The sequence below is a fragment of the Pseudoclavibacter sp. VKM Ac-2888 genome, assembly GCF_015351285.1.
Classification (GTDB): Bacteria; Actinomycetota; Actinomycetes; order Actinomycetales; family Microbacteriaceae; genus Pseudoclavibacter.
This window is the reverse complement of sequence record NZ_JADKSM010000001.1, coordinates 2063074-2081875: the sequence shown is the minus strand read 5'-3', so window position 1 is coordinate 2081875 and position 18802 is coordinate 2063074. Positions and strand designations below refer to the sequence as shown.

At 70.1% G+C, this 18802-nt stretch carries 18 protein-coding genes; 10 read left to right on the top strand and 8 right to left on the bottom strand.

The window, feature by feature from the left end; all coding sequences use genetic code 11:
• Positions 1-35 precede the first annotated feature (35 nt).
• Both ITJ61_RS09800 and purD read right to left on the bottom strand, forming a co-directional pair.
• On the bottom strand, positions 36-929 hold the full coding sequence (locus ITJ61_RS09800) for a phosphoribosylaminoimidazolesuccinocarboxamide synthase (protein WP_194686064.1): 894 nt from the start codon (positions 927-929) through the stop codon (positions 36-38).
• Positions 926-2209, bottom strand: a complete 1284-nt coding sequence (gene purD, locus ITJ61_RS09795; protein ID WP_194686063.1) for a phosphoribosylamine--glycine ligase — start codon at positions 2207-2209, stop codon at positions 926-928. The genes ITJ61_RS09800 and purD overlap by 4 nt, the downstream gene beginning before the upstream one ends.
• A 130-nt stretch (positions 2210-2339) precedes the next feature.
• Between purD and ITJ61_RS09790 the strand changes: the two genes are divergently transcribed.
• Together ITJ61_RS09790 and ITJ61_RS09785 are read left to right on the top strand one after the other, a co-directional pair.
• Positions 2340-2714 carry a sterol carrier family protein gene (locus tag ITJ61_RS09790; protein WP_104342202.1) on the top strand — a complete coding sequence of 125 codons (375 nt, stop codon included), beginning with the start codon at positions 2340-2342 and terminating at the stop codon, positions 2712-2714.
• A 107-nt stretch (positions 2715-2821) separates the two neighbouring features.
• Positions 2822-3253, top strand: coding sequence for a hypothetical protein (locus ITJ61_RS09785; RefSeq protein ID WP_104298107.1), 432 nt, complete (start codon positions 2822-2824; stop codon positions 3251-3253).
• Positions 3254-3278: 25 nt separating this feature from the next.
• On the opposite strand, the gene ITJ61_RS09780 is transcribed toward ITJ61_RS09785, so the two are convergent.
• The 4 genes from ITJ61_RS09780 to purF all read right to left on the bottom strand — a co-directional run bounded on the left by ITJ61_RS09780 (position 3279) and on the right by purF (position 6937).
• The gene (locus ITJ61_RS09780; protein ID WP_194686062.1) at positions 3279-3893 is read right to left on the bottom strand and encodes an energy-coupling factor transporter transmembrane component T family protein; all 615 of its coding nucleotides are present in this window, start codon (positions 3891-3893) and stop codon (positions 3279-3281) included.
• 57 nt (positions 3894-3950) lie between these two features.
• Positions 3951-4652, bottom strand: a complete 702-nt coding sequence (locus ITJ61_RS09775; RefSeq protein ID WP_104305817.1) for an energy-coupling factor ABC transporter ATP-binding protein — start codon at positions 4650-4652, stop codon at positions 3951-3953.
• A 51-nt stretch (positions 4653-4703) separates the two neighbouring features.
• The gene (locus ITJ61_RS09770) at positions 4704-5336 is read right to left on the bottom strand and encodes a biotin transporter BioY (protein ID WP_104240159.1); all 633 of its coding nucleotides are present in this window, start codon (positions 5334-5336) and stop codon (positions 4704-4706) included.
• Between the two features lie 143 nt (positions 5337-5479).
• Complete coding sequence (purF, locus tag ITJ61_RS09765; RefSeq protein ID WP_104240160.1) at positions 5480-6937, bottom strand: amidophosphoribosyltransferase; 1458 nt, start codon at positions 6935-6937, stop codon at positions 5480-5482.
• A 280-nt stretch (positions 6938-7217) separates the two neighbouring features.
• Here purF and purM point away from each other — a divergent pair, with 280 nt between their 5' ends.
• The gene (gene purM, locus ITJ61_RS09760) at positions 7218-8324 is read left to right on the top strand and encodes a phosphoribosylformylglycinamidine cyclo-ligase (RefSeq protein ID WP_104240161.1); all 1107 of its coding nucleotides are present in this window, start codon (positions 7218-7220) and stop codon (positions 8322-8324) included.
• Between the two features lie 379 nt (positions 8325-8703).
• On the opposite strand, the gene ITJ61_RS09755 is transcribed toward purM, so the two are convergent.
• Positions 8704-9645: an asparaginase gene (locus tag ITJ61_RS09755; RefSeq protein ID WP_258063006.1), complete on the bottom strand. Its 942-nt coding sequence runs from the start codon at positions 9643-9645 to the stop codon at positions 8704-8706.
• 243 nt (positions 9646-9888) lie between these two features.
• Between ITJ61_RS09755 and ITJ61_RS09750 the strand changes: the two genes are divergently transcribed.
• From ITJ61_RS09750 to ITJ61_RS09730, 5 genes are all read left to right on the top strand, one after another.
• Entirely contained in the window at positions 9889-10827 is a 939-nt protein-coding gene (locus tag ITJ61_RS09750; RefSeq protein ID WP_194686061.1) for an ABC transporter substrate-binding protein, read from the top strand.
• A 161-nt stretch (positions 10828-10988) separates the two neighbouring features.
• The gene (locus ITJ61_RS09745) at positions 10989-12668 is read left to right on the top strand and encodes an aromatic amino acid ammonia-lyase (RefSeq protein ID WP_104240163.1); all 1680 of its coding nucleotides are present in this window, start codon (positions 10989-10991) and stop codon (positions 12666-12668) included.
• Positions 12669-12714: 46 nt separating this feature from the next.
• Positions 12715-13779: an ABC transporter ATP-binding protein gene (locus tag ITJ61_RS09740; RefSeq protein ID WP_104305819.1), complete on the top strand. Its 1065-nt coding sequence runs from the start codon at positions 12715-12717 to the stop codon at positions 13777-13779.
• Positions 13776-14501 carry an ABC transporter permease gene (locus tag ITJ61_RS09735; protein ID WP_194686060.1) on the top strand — a complete coding sequence of 242 codons (726 nt, stop codon included), beginning with the start codon at positions 13776-13778 and terminating at the stop codon, positions 14499-14501. Before ITJ61_RS09740 ends, ITJ61_RS09735 begins: the two co-directional genes overlap by 4 nt.
• Entirely contained in the window at positions 14501-15256 is a 756-nt protein-coding gene (locus tag ITJ61_RS09730; RefSeq protein WP_104305821.1) for an ABC transporter permease, read from the top strand. Before ITJ61_RS09735 ends, ITJ61_RS09730 begins: the two co-directional genes overlap by 1 nt.
• Before the next feature lie 35 nt (positions 15257-15291).
• Here ITJ61_RS09730 and ald read toward each other — a convergent pair whose 3' ends face one another.
• Positions 15292-16413: an alanine dehydrogenase gene (ald, locus tag ITJ61_RS09725; RefSeq protein WP_104298116.1), complete on the bottom strand. Its 1122-nt coding sequence runs from the start codon at positions 16411-16413 to the stop codon at positions 15292-15294.
• Positions 16414-16563: 150 nt separating this feature from the next.
• Between ald and ITJ61_RS09720 the strand changes: the two genes are divergently transcribed.
• Positions 16564-17037 carry an Lrp/AsnC family transcriptional regulator gene (locus ITJ61_RS09720; protein WP_104240243.1) on the top strand — a complete coding sequence of 158 codons (474 nt, stop codon included), beginning with the start codon at positions 16564-16566 and terminating at the stop codon, positions 17035-17037.
• Between the two features lie 376 nt (positions 17038-17413).
• A complete protein-coding gene (locus ITJ61_RS09715; RefSeq protein ID WP_194686059.1) occupies positions 17414-18802 on the top strand; it encodes a dihydroorotase in 1389 nt (462 codons plus the stop codon).

Here is an 18802-nt window from a genome sequence, read left to right as displayed (position 1 = left end):
CGCTCCAGGGGCGTCGGACGGACCTAGGCGCGGACCTAGGCGCGGACGCCCAGACGGTCGAAGAGCTCCGCGTAACGGGCCTGCGTGCGCTCGATGACCTCGGCGGGAAGCTCGGGCGGCTGGCCCTGCTTGTCCCAGTTCGCGGAGAGCCAGTCGCGAACGATCTGCTTGTCGAACGACGACAGGCGCTGCTTCAGCGGCAGGCTCTCGTCGGCGTAGAGCGTCGCATCCCAATACCGGGACGAGTCGCTTGTGAGCACCTCATCGCCGATCGTGATCTCGCCGTTGGCTGGGTTGCGCCCGAACTCGAACTTCGTGTCGGCCAGAATCACTCCGCGCTCCTCGGCGATGGCCGATGCCTCGCGGAAGATGCGCAGCGAGAGGTCGCGCAGCGCGACGGCGTCGTCGAGGCCGACGAGCTCGATCATCTTCTCGAAGCTGATGTTCTCGTCGTGCTCGCCCTGGGGCGCCTTGTACGCGGGGGTGAAGATCGGCGTCGGCAGCCGGTCGCCGTCCTCGAGGCCAAGCGGCAGCTGGATGCCGCACACGGTGCCGTGCTCGCGATACTCGAGGAGTCCGGAGCCGGTCAGGTAGCCGCGCACGACGCACTCGACGGGGAACATCTCGAGGCGAACGACACGCATGGAGCGTGCCGCGGTGTCGGCCGGCAACGCGGCGCCCCACCCGGACGGCTCGCGGAGGTGGTTCGGCACGTCGATGCGATCGAACCACCAGCGGCTCAGCGCCGTCAGGCGTGCGCCCTTGCCGGGGATGCCGGGGGAGAGGATGTGGTCGAACGCGCTCACGCGGTCGCTCGCGACGACCAGCAGCACGCGGTTGTCGTCGGCGGTCTCGTACACCTCACGGACCTTGCCGGAGGACACATGCGACCAGCCCTCGAGGGCTGGAGCGTTGGTCGCGTCGGTCACGACTGCTGCTCGCGGGCGGCGAGCTCCGCGATATCGGCGCGGTACTGGGCGCCGTCGATGTGGATGCGAGACAGGCCCTGGTAGGCGAACGCGCGAGCCTCGGCGATCGTCGCTCCGGTTCCGACGACGTTGAGGATGCGGCCACCGCTCGTCACGAGGGTGTCGTCGTCGCGCTGCGTGGTCGCGGCCTGCAGGACCTTCACGTTCGGCTCGGACAGCGCATCCGGAACTCCGGCGATGGTGCGGCCCGACTGCACGTCCTCCGGGTAGCCCTCGCTCGCGAGCACGATCGTGACCGCCGCGTTGTCGGCGATCGCGAGCTCCTCGGGCAGGTGCCCGAGGGTGCCGGTCGCGGAGGCGTAGAGGAGCTCGGAGAGCGGCTGGTCGAGACGCTCGAGCACGGCCTGCGTCTCGGGGTCGCCGAAGCGGGCGTTGAACTCGATGACGCGGATGCCCGCGCTCGTGACGATGAGCCCGCAGTAGAGGAGCCCGGCGAAGGGGGTGCCGGCGGCACGCATCTCGTCGACGACCGGCTTCGCGACCTGATCGACGACGAGCTTCGAGAAGGCGCGCTCCCCGCCGAAGCGCTGGTTGAGGAAGGGGACGGGCGTGTACGCGCCCATGCCGCCCGTGTTCGGCCCCGCGTCACCGGCGAGGAGACGCTTGAAGTCCTGGGCAGGCGGGAGCGCCCGCACGTTGACGCCGTCGGAGAAGACGAACTGCGAGACCTCCTGGCCGTCGAGGAACTCCTCGACCAGCACGGGCCCGGCAGCGAGCCAGTGCTCGGCGTGGACAAGCGCGTCCTCGCGGCTCTCGGTCACCATGACGCCCTTGCCCGAGGCGAGGCCGTCGGCCTTCACGACGTACGGTGCACCGAACTCATCGATGGCGGCGGCGACCTCGTCGAGCGTCTCCGCGAGGCGCGCGCCACCGGTGGGGACACCGGCGCGGGACATGACGTCCTTCGCGAACGTCTTCGATCCCTCGATCGTGGCCGCGGCCTTCGACGGGCCGAAGACGGGGATGCCGGCCTCGCGCAGCGCGTCGGCGACACCAGCGACGAGCGGGGCCTCAGGGCCGATGACGACGAGGTCGAAGCTCTCGTCCTTGGCGAAGTCGGTGACAAGCGACGGGTTGTTCACGTCGAGCCGGATCACCTCAGACTCAGCGGCGATGCCGGGGTTGCCCGGGGCCGTGACGATCGAGTGTGCGCGCTCGCTGTGGAGGGCGGCAACAATTGCGTGCTCGCGGGCACCGGATCCGAGGACGAGAATTCTCACCGCACCAGCCTAACCGGGGACGACGGCTCGTGCCGCCGCGTGAACGCAGATGACCGCACGGCGACACCCGGCCGCCACACACGGCTCCACATTCGCACCGCGCCCGCCGGGCCTGTCGCACAATGGGGGCGTGCCGAAACCCCGAATCGCCGACGCCGCAGGGCTCGGAGCCATCACCGCCTGGAGCGAAGCTCGCGCCGCGGGCCGCCCGACGCCCCGCGCCGACGCCGCGACGGCCGTCCGCTATACCCTGCAGGCTCTCGAAGACCGCGCCCCGGGCGCGAGCGTCGAGGTGCGGGTACCGCCGTTCGGTGCCGTGCAGTGCGTGGAGGGCCCAGGCCACACCCGCGGCACGCCGCCGAACGTGATCGAGCTCGACGTCGACACCTGGCTCGAGCTCGCCACTGGCCGCGTGACCTGGCAGGAGGCGTTCGAGGCGAACCGGGTGCGCGCATCCGGAACCCGCGCCGACGTCTCGCCCTGGCTGCCGCTCGTGCGCCGCTGACAGGCGCGCCACGGCCTGCACGGCCTGCCGGCCCTGCTCGTTGAAGCGCCGCGGCGCTCCCCGCGGAGTCTGCGAACGCTCCCCGCGAACTGCGCGACAATGGATGCATGCTCCGCGAGAACGAACCCACTCAGTCGCGCCCCGAAGACGGCGGCGACACCATGGCAGGCCGCGAGGTCGACGCCGGACGCGAGTTCGAGGGCTACGACGCTGAACTCGCCGAGTTCGAGGAGCAGGACGAAGACGAGGACGACGGCGTTCGGGAGATGGCGGCTAGGGTCCACCACGTCCCTCGCATGAGCAGCTTCCTCGTGCTCGGTGCGATCGTCGGCGTCGTCCTCGTGACGATCCTCACGTTCGCGTTCCCGCCCAACGAGGTGTTCTCCCGCATCCAGGTGTTCGCGTTCCTCCTCGCATTCACGGTGCCCGTCACGCTCGCGCTCGGCGGCATCGCCGGGTACATCGCGGGTCGCGTATCGGCGAAGCGCTCGGTCGACGCGCGCTTGATCCGCGCAGACGAGCTCGAGAACCGCTCCTAGCGCACCGGCAGCAGGCGGGCCATCGTCAGTCGTCGAGGCCCCGCGCATGCAAGGCGTCGGACATGGCGTCGGCGCGGCGCAGCGCCCGGACGACGAGCGGCACGGCGAATGCCCGCGGGCTGCCGCGACGGCCCCGCGCGTACTGTGCCTGCCTCGCGGTCTCGGCGAGCTCGGCGACGAGGGGCACCGCGCGCACGCCGAGGGCGAGCTGCAGGGCGACGCGGTCGGGGTTCACGCCCACTCGACGCAGCGGCCCCAGTAGCCAGACGATGGCGTCGATCATGTCCGTGGTGCGGGTCGTGAGGCTCACGAGCGTCGCCGCGAGCACGAGAGCGACGATCGAGCCGACGACGCCGACGGCCCGAGACAGGTCGGCGGACCACCACTGGAAGGCGAAGATGCCGAGCAGGAAGATCCAGGTCGGGCGCACGCCGCGCCACGCGTATCGAGGGCCAAGGCGCGCCGCAGCGAAGCCGAGCGCCGCGACCGCGACGGCGATGCCGGCGGAGAGCGGTGAGCCGAGCGCGAGCACGGCCGCCCCTGCAGCCACGAGCGCGAGCAGCTTCAGCCCGGCAGGCAGGCGATGGATGATGGAGCTGCCAGGCACGTAGACGGCAAGTGCCGTTCCGCGGTCAGCCACGAGCCCCCGCCGAAGCCCACGCCTCCGCCTCCACCCTCGCGGTCACGGGAAGGGGAGTCACAGCCCGCCCTCGAGTGAGACAGCAGCGCGATAGGCGGCGACCGCATCCCGGGGAGGACCGTCGAAGTGGAGGCGCCCCTCGTGCACCACGAGCACGCGGTCGAAGCCCGCCAGGATCTCGAGGTCGTGCGTTACGAGGACCACCTGCTGGGGGAGCGTGGCGATACGCGCCGCGATCGCGCGCGAGTTGCGCAGATCGAGGAGCGTCGTCGGCTCGTCGAGCACGAGGATGCTCGGCTCGGTGACGAGCACGGCCGCGAGGGCGAGCAGCTGCTTCTGCCCTCCGGAGAGCAGGTGCGCTGGATGGTCGGCGCGGTCGGCGAGACCGACCTGCTCGAGCGCCGCAGCCGTGCGCGCGGAGATCTCCGCCCTGCTCAGGCCGCGCCGACCGAGCCCGAAGGCGACATCCTCGCCCACGGTCGGCATGATGATCTGCGAGTCGGGGTCGGTGAAGCAGAACCCCACCCGACGCCGCACCTCCCTGCCGGCGCGCCTCGTGTCGAAGCCCTCGACCGAGACGGTTCCGCTCGTGGGCAGCAGCAGCCCGTTGAGGAGTCTCGCGAGGCTCGACTTCCCGGAGCCGTTCGCGCCGATGACGCCGATCCGCTGCTCGCCGAGCGTCACCGAGATGCCGTCGAGCACGGAGCGACGCTGCGCGCCGTCGCCGAAGCTCACGCTCACGTCGCGCAGCTCAATCATGCGCGGCCCCGGCTCAGGAGGCGCCCGCGAGGTGCGACGGCGGCCCCGGCCTCACGCATCCACTGCCGGTGCCGTTGCCTGGTCTGGCGAGGTCGGCCGGTCGCGCCGCCGCCGGTCGGGGAGCAGCCCCGGGTAGGCCTTGTGTACACCTCGCGCGATGAGCGCCGCGACGACGGCCTTCGCGAGGTCGCCCGGCAGGAAGGCGAGCGCCGACAGGGCGGCGGCCCCGAAGCCGATCTTTGCCACGAGTGCGACGCCGATGATCCCGGGCAGGTAGAGCACGAACACGCCCCCGACGGCCGTCGAGACGATGCCGGGGAGAATGCGGAACGGGTTGCCGAAGCGCTCGACGAGCCAGCCGACCGCGAACGCCGCGATGGGGAAGCCGATGAAGTAGCCGACCGTGGGGCTCGCGAGCACCGCGAGCCCACCACGGCCGCCCGCGAGAAGCGGGAGCCCGGCGAGCACCAGGACGTCGAAGAGCAGCAGCGCCGAGAAGCCGCGCTTCGAGCCGAGCACGGCGCCCGCGAGCATGACGCCGAGCGTCTGCAGGGTGATCGGCACTCCGGGGCCGGGGATCGTGATGGCCGGCACCACTCCGAGCGCGGCCACGATGCCGGCGAACACGGCGACCTGCGTGAGGTCGCGCGTGCGATTGCGGGGTGCGGGGTGCGCGTCGGTCATGCACGGGACTCTACCGGCGCGCAGAGCTGCGCACCGACCCCGCCCGGCGGCCGAAACGCACCGAGCGTCCCCGCGAGAACCTATGGAAAACGCATGCTCGTCGTGTGACGAACATGCGTTTCCCGGAGGTCTGTCCCGCTCGGCTAGCTCTTCGTGTTGAGCTCGAGCCAGGCCAAGTACTCGGGAGTCACGGTGCCCGTCACGTACTTGCCGTCGAAGCAGCTCATGTCGAGCTCCTTCACGTCGGAGCCCTCGGTGATGGCCGTGAACAGGTCCCCGACCTCCTGGTACACGAGGCGGTCGGCGCTGATGACCGACGCGATCTCCTCGATCGACCTGCCTGAGGCCACGAGCTCGCCGCGCGACGGCATGTTGATGCCATAGACGTGCGGGTAGCGGACCGGCGGTGCAGCGGACGCGAACGTCACCGAGTTCGCGCCAGCCTGACGCGCCATCTCGACGATCTCCTTCGACGTCGTGCCGCGCACGATCGAATCGTCGACGAGCAGCACGTTCTTGCCGCGGAACTCCGTCGGGAGCGCGTTGAGCTTCTGGCGCACCGACTTCTTGCGTACCTTCTGCCCCGGCATGATGAATGTCCGGCCCACGTAGCGGTTCTTGTAGAAGCCCTCGCGGTAGTCGATGCCGAGGGTCTTCGCCATCTCCATCGCGGTCGGCCTGCCCGAGTCGGGGATGGGCATGACCACGTCGATGTCGCCGGCGGTGATGCTGCGCTCCACCTTCGAGGCGAGGGTCTTCCCCATGCGCAGGCGCGACTCGTAGATGGAGATGCCGTTCATGACGGAGTCGGGGCGGGCCAGGTACACGTACTCGAACGAGCACGGCACGAGGCGCGGGTTCACGGCGCACTGGCGCGAGTAAAGCTCGCCGCCCATCGTGATGAAGATGGCCTCGCCCGGCTCCACGTCGCGGACCAGGTCGTAGCCGCCGGACTCCAGCACCAGCGACTCGGACGCCACGACCCACTCGTCGCGGCCGTGCTCGTCGTCGCGTCGACCGAGCACGAGGGGGCGGATGCCGAACGGGTCGCGGAACGCGAGCAGTCCGTGTCCGGAGAGCAGGGCCACGGATGCGTAGGAGCCCTCGACGCGGTCGTGCAGGCGGGAGATCGCGTCGAACAGGTCATCCGGCGTGAGCTCGTCCCCGTTGATGCCGTGCTGCAGCTCGTTCGCGAGGACGTTGAGCAGCAGCTCCGTGTCGCTCGACGAGTTCAGGTGCCTGCGGTCGACGTTGAAGAGCTCCTTGCGCAGCTCTCGCGTGTTCGTCAGGTTGCCGTTGTGCACGAGGACGATGCCGTAGGGCGCGTTCACGTAGAACGGCTGCACCTCGTCGTCGCTCTTCGCGCTGCCGGCCGTCGCGTAGCGGACGTGGCCGAGGCCGACGTTGCCGAGCAGGTTCCGCATGTCGCGGGTGCGGTAGCCCTCGCGCACCTGGCCCTTGACCTTCGCGATGTGGAAGGTGTCACCGTCCGCTGTAGCGATGCCGGACGAATCCTGACCGCGATGCTGCAGGAGCAGGAGGGAATCGTAGATCTGTTGGTTGACGGGACTGGTCGAGACGTGACCAACAATGCCGCACACGCTGGGGGAGCTCCAAGCACAGGTAAGCGGGCCCGCGAGGGCCACTGATTTGACCGGACCCGCGAGGGCCACTGATGTGATGAGGCCCGCGAGGGCCACAGTTCTGACGAGGCCCGCGAGGGCCACGAGTGTGATGAGGCACCGAGGCGCCCTGAACGATTTTCCGATTTTGTCACAGCTCGCGGATCCGCGCGCACCCGCGTGGAGAGGGTTCGCTTCCGGCGTCACGTTCGCGGCGCACTAGGCTGTTGGGCGCATCCCCCCGAGGAAAGGGCATTCTGTGTCAGGCAACGACCTCTACGCCGCCGCTGGCGTCGACACCCGTGCGGGTGACACCGCCGTCGAGCTCATGAAGCGCGCCGTCCAGGCGACCCACGGACCGGAAGTGCTCGGGGGCGTCGGCGGTTTCGCCGGACTCTTCGACGCCTCGCGTCTGACCTCGTTCACGAAGCCGATCCTCGCCACGTCGACCGACGGCGTCGGCACGAAGGTCGCGATCGCGCAGGCGATCGACAAGCACGACACGATCGGCCAGGACCTCGTGGCCATGGTCGTCGACGACATCGTCGTCGTGGGCGCCGAGCCCCTCTTCATGACCGACTACATCGCCTGCGGCCGGGTCGTGCCGGAGCGCATCGCCTCGATCGTCGAGGGCATCGCGAAGGCGTGCGCCGAGACCGGCACCGCGCTCACGGGCGGCGAGACCGCAGAGCACCCTGGCCTCCTCGGGCCCGACGACTACGACGTGGCAGGCGCCGCGGTCGGCGTCGTCGAGGCTGACCGGATGCTCGGACCGGAGCGCGTGCAGCACGGCGACGTCGTCATCTCGATCGCCTCGAGCGGCCTCCACTCGAACGGCTACTCGCTCGTGCGCCGCATCGTCGCCGACCAGGGCCTCGCCTTCACCGACACCTCCGCGGAGCTCGGCGGCGTCGTCGGCGAAGTGCTCCTCGAGCCGACCCGCCTCTACACCGGCCCCCTCGTCAAGCTCCTCGCCGAGCCTGCCCTCGACGGCGCCGTGCACGCTTTCAGCCACGTCACCGGCGGCGGCATCGCCGCCAACCTCGCGCGAGTCCTTCCGCAGGGCGCCTGGATCGAGCTCGACCGCGGCGCGTGGTCGCCGAACGACATCTTCCGCGTCCTCGCGGGCTTCGCGGGCACCGACCTCGAGTCGACGGAAGGCACCTGGAACCTCGGGATCGGGATGTTCGCCGTCGTCGACGCCCAGCGTGCATCCGCGGTCGTCGAGTGGCTCGAGGCCGCTGGCCTGCCGTCGTGGGTTGCCGGCACGATCTCGACCGAGTCGCGCGACTTCGACGGCTTCGAGCAGGGCGCCAAGGGTGTCGATGGCGGCGCGGTGCGCCTCGTCGGCAGCTACGCCAGCTAGGGCAGAACACGAGCCGTCGCGTCTCGCCGAGAGGCGAGGGCGCGGCGGCCATCCGGTGCCGTTCGCCCGTTACGTGACCAACTTGCGTGCGATAGAGGCGCTTTGAGCCGGTTTCGGGGCTTCGGGCGCCGATATTGCACTGATGTTGGTCACGCGCGGGCGGGACTTGGGCGTCACGCGCGGGCGGCGGCACGGCGGCTGGGGCGGCTGGGGCGAGTCTCGGCGCAGCGCCTGCGTGGGGCGGCGCCGAGGGGCCGTGACCAACTTGCGTGAGCTAGGCGTGAGTTGAGCCGGTTTCGGGGCTGCGGGTGTCTGCATCTCACGGATGTTGGTCGCGCCGGTGGTGCCTCGGCGGGCGCGGCGGCGCGGCGCCGCGGCGCTACTCGGCGGCGAAGGCCGCCGCGATCTCCTCGGGCGTCGCCTCGTTGGCTATCAGGGCGGCGAGCAGGATGCGCGCCTGACCGGCCCGCAGGACGGCCGCGTGGATGGCGCCGACAACCGCGAGGTCGTGTCCGCCTCCGCCTCCGCCGTAGCTGGCCTTGAGCACGCCGAACGGCACGCGGCTCGACACGACGAGCGGGATGTCCGATGCCTGGCATTCCCAGGCCGCGGAGACGACGCTCTGGCTCGCGTTGCCCGAGCCGAGGCCGACGAGGACGATGCCCTGCACGCCGGCCTCGAGGCTCGCATGCAGGTGGGTCGCGTCAGCGCCGGGGCTGACCGCGACGGTGTCGACGCGCATGCCGGCAACGGGCGCGGGAAGGTGCAGGCGGCGGGCGGGCTTGTCGGTGACGCTGCGGAACGCGTCCGCGCGGTCTGCTGAGGCCTTCGTCAGCCCCCACGCCTTGAGGAGCCTGCCGCCGAACGCGACGAGCACGCCTCGGCCGCGGTTCTCCGGGTCGAGCGCGGCGGCGAGGGCTGCCGCGACGTTCGCCGGCCCGTCTGGCGACTCCGACTCGGCCGTGAACTGCGAGCCGGTGAAGACGACGGTCTTGTCGCTTTCGAGCTGCAGGTCCGTGAGCAGCGAGGTCTCCTCCATCGAGTCGGTGCCGTGCAGCACGATGACGGCGCTGACCTCGTCGTCTTCGACCTGGCGTCGCACCTCGTCGCTGATCGACTGCATGTCGGCGAGCGTGAGGCTCGACGAGTCGACGGCCATGAGGTTCACGGCGCGCAGCTGGGCGCCGTGCGCTGCGGTTCCCTCGAGCAGGGCATCCGCCCCGAGGCTCGGCGTCGTCGCGCCCGATGCCGTCGTCGTGCTGGCGATGGTGCCGCCCGTCGCGATGACGGCGATGAGCGGGAGCGAGGATGAGGTCGTCACGTGGTCATTTCTACCCGGTTTGGCTTCCGCGCGCGCTGAGGGTTGACTTCGCCCAATTCGTGCGAATGTACTGAGGATGCGCCGCATCTGGTTCGGGAACACCGGGCCGGTCCGCGACGTTGCGCACGTAACACAGAGTTAATTCGCGCTATCCGGGAAGCGCGCTCCGAATTCATGGGGCACATTCCTAAGATGGCCGAACTCACTGATGTTCTGGCTACCGCCGAAGATAGGGGACCCCCAATGCAGAAGAAGCGTCTGATTACCGGAGGCATCGCTGCACTCGCAGCGATCGGCCTCCTCTCGGCCTGCTCCAACCCGACCGCTCCCGACGCTGGCGGCACCGACGGTGGTGCCGCATCCGGCGACACGATCGTCGTCTCCTCGGCGAACTTCCCAGAGTCCGAGATCATCGGAAACCTCTACGCGGAAGCGCTGAAGGACGCCGGCTTCACCGTCGAGACGCAGTTCAACATCGGCTCGCGCGAGGCCTACATCCCCGCGCTGTCGGACGGATCGATCGACCTCATCCCCGACTACACGGGCAACCTCCTCATCTTCCTCGACCCCGAGGCAGAGACGACGGACGCGGAGACCATCAACACGAACCTCACCGCGGCGCTCGAGACGGAGGGGCTCACGGGCCTCACCCCGGCCGACGCCGAGGACAAGGACGCGGTTGTCGTCACGAAGGAGACCGCTGAGAAGTGGAACCTGACGACCATCGCCGACCTCGCCGCCCATAACGCCGAGATCACCTACGGTGCCCCGGCCGAGTTCCAGGAGCGCCCGCAGGGTCTGCCTGGCCTGAAGGCGAACTACGGCGTCGAGCCCGCAGCGTTCACTCCCATCGCCGATGGTGGCGGACCGGCAACGGTCGACGCGCTGGTCAGCGGACAGGTGCAGGTCGCGAACATCTTCACGACGTCGCCCGCGATCGTCGAGAACGACCTGGTCGTGCTCGAGGACCCGAAGAACAACTTCCCGGCCCAGCAGGTCATCCCTGTCGGCAACACCGACAAGCTCACCCCCGAGGTCGCTGAGGTCATCGACGCCATCTCGGCGCAGCTGACGACCGACGAGCTCATCGCCCTCAACACGCGTGTCTCCGGTGACGAGAAGGTCGAGCCCACCAAGGCCGCGACCGACTGGCTCACCGAGAAGGGCCTGCTCGGCGCCTAGGCTCCGCTTCCCCATCACGCGGTGACGCTGCGAGGGTGGATGCGGGCGAGTCCGGCCGCATCCACCCTCTCGGCAGCACCACCTTGAACCACTCACTTCCCGACCGACTCTCCCCGCTTTCCTCACCTCCAGCTCCAAGATCTACGAGAAGCGAGTTCCGGATGCAGCAGCACGCAGACGCCGAACGGCCGCACGTGCGACCCACGATGCGCCCCAGCAAGCGGGCAGCGCAGGGCAAGCGGTCGGTCACGGACGCCTCCTCGGCCGGAGTCAACGCGCTCGCTGGCACCAGCGCAGAGGGGGCGTTGCCGCTGACGAGCTTCGTCATCGGCCGCGACCGGATGACGCCGCGGATCCTGGAGCGGCTCGCCGTCACGGTCGGCCACCTCGACATCGACCCGCACGTCAGGGTCCGGCTCGCGGAGGCGCGGGGCGTCATCGAGAGCGTCATGGCCCGCGGCGAGCCCGCGTACGGCGTCAACCGCGGCCTCGGGCCGCTGCGCGACCAGGAGATCCCGGAGGAGCTGCAGCACGCGTTCCAGCTGTTCGTGCTCGCCTCCCACGACGCGGCGGTCGGCAAGAACCTCACCCCCATCGAAGCGCGAGCCGTGATGCTCGCGCGCCTCGCCGTCATGGCGCAGGGCAACTCCGGCGCCACGACGGCGCTGTTCGAGGGCCTGCGTTGCCTGCTCGAATGCGGCGTCACCCCGGCCATCCCCTCCGAGGGGTCCGTCGGCGCCGCCGACCTGTCGATGCTCGCCGCCGTCGGCAACGTGCTCGTCGGCCGCGGGCGCGTGCTCGACGAGACCGGCACGCAGACCGTCCCCGCCCGCGAGGCGCTGGCGACGGCCGGCCTCGTGCCGCTCGAGCTCGCCGCGAAGGACGGGCTCGCGCTCGTCGGGGCGAACGCCGCCTCCGTCGGCATCGCGGCCCTCACCTCCGTGCGGCTCGACCGGTTCACCGCATCCGCTGACCTCGTCGTCGCCCACACCTTCGACGCCCTGAACGGCAGCGTCAAGGGCTTCCAGGAGAAGGTCGTCGCGGCCAGGCCCCACCCCGGCCAGATCAGGGCGGCCGCGCGCTTCCGCTCCCTGCTCGGCTCGAGCCGCGCCTACGGACCGGCCACGGCGGGCTCCCTGCAGGACCCGCTCTCCATGCGCACCGTGCCGCAGGTGCACGGCACCCTCATCGAGCAGGCGGATGTGCTGCGCGAGTCGGTCACGGTCGAGCTGAACGCGCGCAGCGAGAACCCGTACATCGACATCGACAACGACGTCATCATCTCGAACGGCAACTTCTCGACCATCCAGATGGCCATCACGGCCGACTCCGTGCGCCTGCTGCTCGCGCACTTCGGCATCATGAGCGAGCGGCGCTGCTCGCTCATGATCAGGCGCCTCCGGTCCGAGCGGTCGCTCGTCGAGCAGGTGCTGTCGATCGACGACGCCGACCATCCGTTCGTGCCCGTCATCCTCGCCAACACGGCGTCGTCGCTCATGGCGCGCCTGCAGCAGCTCGCGGCGCCGGTTTCGCACCTCGGCGGGGTCGTCGGCGACGGCGTGGAAGACCACAACGCGCAGGGCTACCTGGCCGTGCGGCTCCTCGAGGACAGCCTCGAGGCGGCCGAGCGGCTCCTCGCGATCGAGGGGCTCCTCGCCGTCGGCGTGGGCGTCGCCGCGCCAGCCCCGAGCATGAAGGACCGCGCTCCGCTTGTGGTGCAGCTCTCGAAGCGCATCCGCGAGACCCTCGCCCTCAACGACCCGGCGATCATGACCTCTCAGCGAATCGACCGCGTGCGCGCCGACATCGCCGAGCTGAGCGAGCACGTGCAGGACGCGTGAGCTCCACGCTCGCCCAACGACCACCCGTCACCAGCCAAGGAGCAGCATGATCACCTTCGAGAACGTCACCAAGACGTATCCGGATGGCACCACGGCGGTGAACGACCTCAGCCTCAACATCGAGGAGGGCTCGTTCACGGCCTTCGTCGGTCCGAGCGGATGCGGCAAGACCACGTCGATGCGCATGATCAACAAGATGATCGACGCGTCCAGCGGCCGCATCACGGTGGCGGGCAAGGACGTCGCGGACGTCCCCTCCACCCAGCTGCGCCTCGGCATCGGGTACGTGATCCAGAACGCCGGCCTCTTCCCGCACCGCACCGTGCTCGACAACGTCGCGACGGTGCTGCGCCTGAAGGGGGTCCCCGCGAAGGAGGCCAGAGCGAAGGCCATGGATGCCATCGAGCGCGTCCGCCTCCGCCCCGAGCTGGTCCACCGCTACCCGGCCGACCTCTCCGGCGGCCAGCAGCAGCGCGTCGGCGTGGCCCGTGCCCTCGCGGCGGATCCGCCCATCCTGCTCATGGACGAGCCGTTCAGCGCCGTCGACCCGGTCGTGCGCGACGAGCTGCAGCAGGAGATGATCCGGCTGCAGCGCGAGCTGAAGAAGACGATCGTGTTCGTCACGCACGACATCGACGAGGCCCTCATCCTCGGCGACAAGATCGCCGTCTTCGGGCCGGGTGGCGTGCTCCACCAGTACGCGGCAGCCGAGGAGGTCATGACGAGGCCCGCCAACACGTTCGTGTCGAGCATGATCTCGAAGGACCGCGGCTACCGCGCCCTCACGTTCCGGGACGCCTCGCTCACCGCGGAGCCCCTCGCCGACGCCGTGGCCGGCATCATCGGCCTCGATGGGCACACGGCCGAGTGGTCGCTCGCGGTCGACGAGGACGGCCGCCCAGACGCGTGGCTGCACCGTGCGAGCTCGCTGCGCGTCCCGGTCGGCGCGGTCGTGACGCTCGACGACAACCTGCGGCGCTCTCTGGATGCGGTGCTCGCCTCCCCAGCCGGCCTCGCGATCGTCGTCGACCAGGCCGGCGTGGCCACCGGAGTGGTGCGCGGCGAGGCCGTCTTCGCCCGCGTCGCGGACGCGAGCGGCGAGCGATCATGAACTGGCTCATCGCGAACTGGGAGACGGTCTGGCCGATCATCATCCAGCACACCGTGCTGTCGGTGGTGCCGACGGTGCTCGGCCTCGTCATCGCCCTCCCGCTCGGGATGCTCCTCGTCGGGCGACCGCGCGGACGAGGCATCGCGATCATCGTCGCGAGCATCGTCTTCACGATCCCCTCGCTCGCGCTCTTCGTCGTGATCCCGTCGATCGTGGGCACGCCCATCATCAGCCCGCTCAACGTGATCATCGCGCTCACGCTGTACTCGACGGCGCTGCTCATCCGCACCGTGCTGGAGTCCCTCGACGCGGTTCCGGACGACGTGAAGGACGCGTCGAGTGCCATCGGCTACTCGCCCATCAAGCGCGTCATCGCGGTCGAGCTGCCCCTCGCCATCCCCGTGCTGGTCGCGGGGCTCAGGGTCGTCGCGGTCACCAACGTCTCGCTCGTCTCCGTGGGCGCCGTCATCGGCGTCGGCGGCCTCGGCCAGCTCTTCACCGCCGGGTTCCAACGCGACTACCCTGACCAGATCTTCGCGGGCATCATCACGATCCTCGTGCTCGCGTTCATCTTCGACCGCGTCATCGCGATCATCGGCGTCGCGACCACCCCATGGCTGCGCAGCGACCGGGTGAAGGCGAAGCGGGCGTCGAGGCGCACGCCGAACGAGCGCACCGAGACCGCCATGCTCGACACCGTCATCGCGAAGGGGGACATCTGATGTTCAACGAGATGCTGTCCTACTTCCTCGACCCGGCCAACTGGGCGGGCTCCTCGAGCATCCCGGCCAGGGTCGGCGAGCACCTCTGGTACTCGCTGCTGGCGGTCGCGCTGGCCGCCGTCATCGCGTTCCCGCTCGGTCTCGTCATCGGCCACACGGGCAAGGGCACGACGTTCATCGTCGCCACCGCCAACGTGCTGCGAGCGCTCCCCAGCCTCGGTCTCATGACGCTGCTCGTGCTGCTCATGGGCCTCGGACTGTTCCCGCCGGTGATCGCGCTGGTCGTGCTCGCCGTGCCCCCGCTCCTCGCCGGCGTCTACTCGGGTGTCGCGAACGTGAGCCGCGCGACGGTGGATGCGGCGCGCGCCATGGGCATGACCGAGTGGCAGATCGTGTGGCAGGTCGAGCTGCCGAACGCGATGCCGCTCATCGTCGCGGGGCTCCGCAGCGCGGTGCTGCAGGTCATCGCCACGGCGACCATCGCCGCCTACGTGAACCTCGGCGGCCTCGGACGCTACATCTTCGACGGCCTCGCCGTCACGGACTACGGGCGCGTGCTGGTCGGCGCTGTCCTCGTCACGGGGCTCGCGCTGGTCGTCGACGGCCTGCTCGCGCTGCTCGGGCGACTCGTCGTCCCTGGCCGCACGAAGCGCGGGTCGAAGGGTGCCGGGGCTGAAGCCGGTGCCGGTTCTCGCGCCGGCGCCTCCTCGGGCGCGACCGCCGCATCCACGAGCGCGGCCACGGCGAGCGCGTAGCCCCCGGGCGGGCGGGCGCGGCGCCAGGGACCGAGCTACTCGGCGGCGAGGACCTCGTCGACCGGGCGGTAGGCGAGGCCGAGCGCCGTGGCGACACCTCGGTTGGTGACGTGCCCGCCGTGCACGTTGAGGCCGAGCGCGAGGGCATGGTCCTCCTGCATGGCCCGCTTCCAGCCCTTGTCGGCGATGGCGGTCACGTACGGGAGCGTCACGTTCGTGAGGGCGCGCGTCGAGGTCTCCGGCACGGCACCCGGCATGTTGGCGACGCAGTAGTAGATCGAGTTGTGCACGGCGAACGTCGGGTCGTCGTGCGTCGTCGGGTGGGAACCCTCGAAGCATCCGCCCTGGTCGATCGCGATGTCGACGAGCACGGAGCCCTTCTTCATGCCCGCCACCATCTCGTCGGTGACGAGCTTCGGGGCGGCGGCGCCCGGGATGAGGACGGAGCCGACGACCAGGTCGGCCTCGGCGAGCTGCGCCGCGATCTCGTACGCCGACGATGCCCGCGTCTGGATCTTGCCCTGGAACTGCACCTCGAGCTCACGGAGGCGCGGGATGTTCAGGTCGATGATGGTGACGTCCGCGCCCATGCCGACGGCGTTCGCGGCGGCGTGCTCCCCGGCGACACCGCCGCCGATGACGACGACCTTCGCCTTCGGGGTGCCGGGCACGCCGCCGAGCAGCAGGCCGCGTCCGCCAGCAGCCTTCATGAGGTGGTAGGCGCCGACCTGGGTGGCGAGGCGGCCGGCGACCTCGCTCATGGGCGTGAGCAGCGGCAGGGAGCGGTTCGGGAGCTGCACCGTCTCGTACGCGATGGCGGTCGTGCCGGCGTTCGCGAGCGCTTCCGTCTGCGCGCGGTCGGCCGCGAGGTGCAGGTAGGTGAAGAGCACCAGCTCGGGGCGCATGTGGCGGTACTCGGCGGCGATGGGCTCCTTCACCTTGAGCAGCAGCTCGGCCGTCGACCAGACCTCGTCTGCGGTCGCGAGGATGCGCGCACCCGCCGCCTCGTAGGAGGTGTCGGGGATTGCCGAGCCGAGGCCGGCCCCCGCCTCGATGAAGACCTGGTGGCCGTGGCGCTCCAGCTCGTGGACCCCGGCGGGCGTGATAGCCACGCGGTTCTCGTTGTTCTTGATCTCCGTCGGGACCCCGATGCGCATGATTACCCCTTTGTGTTCGTGCTCGTTCGGTGCTTCTCTCCGGCAATCATGCGCAGAACGTGTTTCGAATACGTTGAATGCCGAAGAAACATCGGCATGTGAGGGAGAATCGGGGCAAAACTTCGCTGAGGAGGTACACGCGTGGGTGAGATGCCGAAGGAACTACGGGCCGTCGACGCCGGGCTGCTCGACGATGTCGACCGCCGTCTCGTCGAGCTGCTGCAGGCCAACTCGCGGCAGTCGAACACGCAGCTCGCGGCCGCGGTCGGTATCGCCCAGTCGACGTGCATCGCGCGCGTGCGCTCGCTCGTCGATCGCGGCATCATCACGAGGTTCACGGCGGATGTGGGCCTGCCGCAGCTGGGCCTCGCGCTGCAGGCCCTCATCAGCGTCAACATCCGCTCGGGACAGCGCCAGGAGCTCGCGCACTTCGCGGAGGAGATGCGTGCGCTGCCCGAGGTCGTGCAGATCTTCTTCCTCGGCGGCTCGGAGGACTTCATCGTGCACGTCGCCGTCCGCGATTCGAACGACGCGCGGGAGTTCGTGGTGGCGAACCTGTCGACGCACCCTGCCGTCGCCTCCACTCGGACGAGCATCGTCTTCGACCACCACCGCATCCGCTGAGCTGCACGCTTCGTGCGTGCCGCGTCCTGCGTGCCACACGGCAAGACGTCGGTCCTTGGCGGATTCACGGAGGTGACGACCGGCAGATACCCCAGGTCTGCGAGCGTCGGGGCCGTACCCCGCGCAGACTTCGGGCATGTGCAGGCGCGGCGGTGCGCACGCCTGCGCAAGGCCGAGGTCTGCGTAGCCGGAGTGCGCCCGACCCACAGGTCCCCTTCGTCTCAACGCCGACCTGACGCCGACCCAACGCCGACCTGACGCCGACCCTGACCAGCGCTGACCGGCCCGCTCCGGCACCCGCTCCGGCTCCCGCAACTCATCCCGTGATCTGAGAACGCAGTAGCCGGAACCGCCGAGACGTTCTTATTCTGTGTGCATGGATCCAGCAGCGCAGGCGCAGGACGACCTCGTCGCGACCCTCATCGTGCGTGGGAAGATCCGAGACCCGCGCGGCGTCTGGGGGCAAGGCGAGGTGTGGGCGGCGGGGCCGCGCATCGTCGCGGTGCACACGGGCCGCTCCCGCACCCCGGCACCCGCTGGCGCCCGCATCGTCGACGTCGGCGACGCCTACGTGCTGCCCGGAGTGGTGGATGCGCACGTGCATTCACTCTCGCACGGCGGCGAGGGCATCGCAGCGGCGACGAGGGCCGCTGCGGCCGGTGGCGTGACGACGATCGTCGAGATGCCGTATGACGGCACCGGCCCCATCAACAGCCTCGACAGGCTCCGCGCGAAGCAGGACCTCACGAACGATGAGGCGCACATCGACGTGGCGCTGCTCGGCACGCTCGCGCCCGGCGGCGGCTGGCGCGCGGCCGGCGAACTCGCCGAGGCTGGGGCTGCCGGCTTCAAGGTGTCACTGTTCCACACGCACGAGACGCGCTTTCCTCGCATCGACGACCGCGAGCTGCTGAGCGTCATGGCCGCGGTTCGGGACGCGGGACGCACGCTGTGCACGCACGCCGAGAACAACGAGATCATCCAGGCGCTCCTCCGCGAGGAGCGAGCGGCGGGCAGCACCGACCCGCAGTCGCACTCACGCTCTCGCCCGCCCGTCTCGGAGACGCTGGGTGTGCTGACGGCACTCGAGGTCGCCGCCGACACTGGGGCCAGGCTGCACGTCTGCCACCTGTCGCTTCCCCGCAGCGTCGACCTGGTCGACTGGTACCGGACGCAGGGCGCCGACGTCACGCTCGAGACCTGCCCGCACTACCTGACCTTCACCCAGGACGACCTCGAGACGCAGCGGGGGCGCCTGAAGATCAACCCGCCGCTGCGTGACGCGGAGGCGCGCGACGGGCTGTGGGATCGCCTCGGCAAGGGGCTGGTGAGCGTGGTCAGCTCGGACCACGCCCCGTGGTCGACGGAGCTGAAGGAGCACGACGTCATGCTCGACAACAGCTCGGGCGCGCCGGGCGTGCAGACGCTCGTCGCCGCGACGCTGGGCGGCGCGCTGCGTCGTGATCCGTCCGGCACGCTGCTGGCGCAGGCGGTAGATGCGCTCACGATCAGCCCAGCGCGCCGCTACGGTCTCGACGCTCGGAAGGGGTCGCTCGAAGTCGGCAAGGACGCCGACATCGTCGTATTCACGCCGGGGGACATATCCATCGAACTCGACCGGATGCTCTCGAACGCGGGCTGGACGCCATACGAGGGCATGTCGCCCGGCGGCAGTGTGACGCACACCTTCTCCCGCGGCGAGCTCGTCTACTCCGACACCGCTGGACTCCTGGCGCGCGCGGGCCGGGGAGAGGTGCTGGTCTGA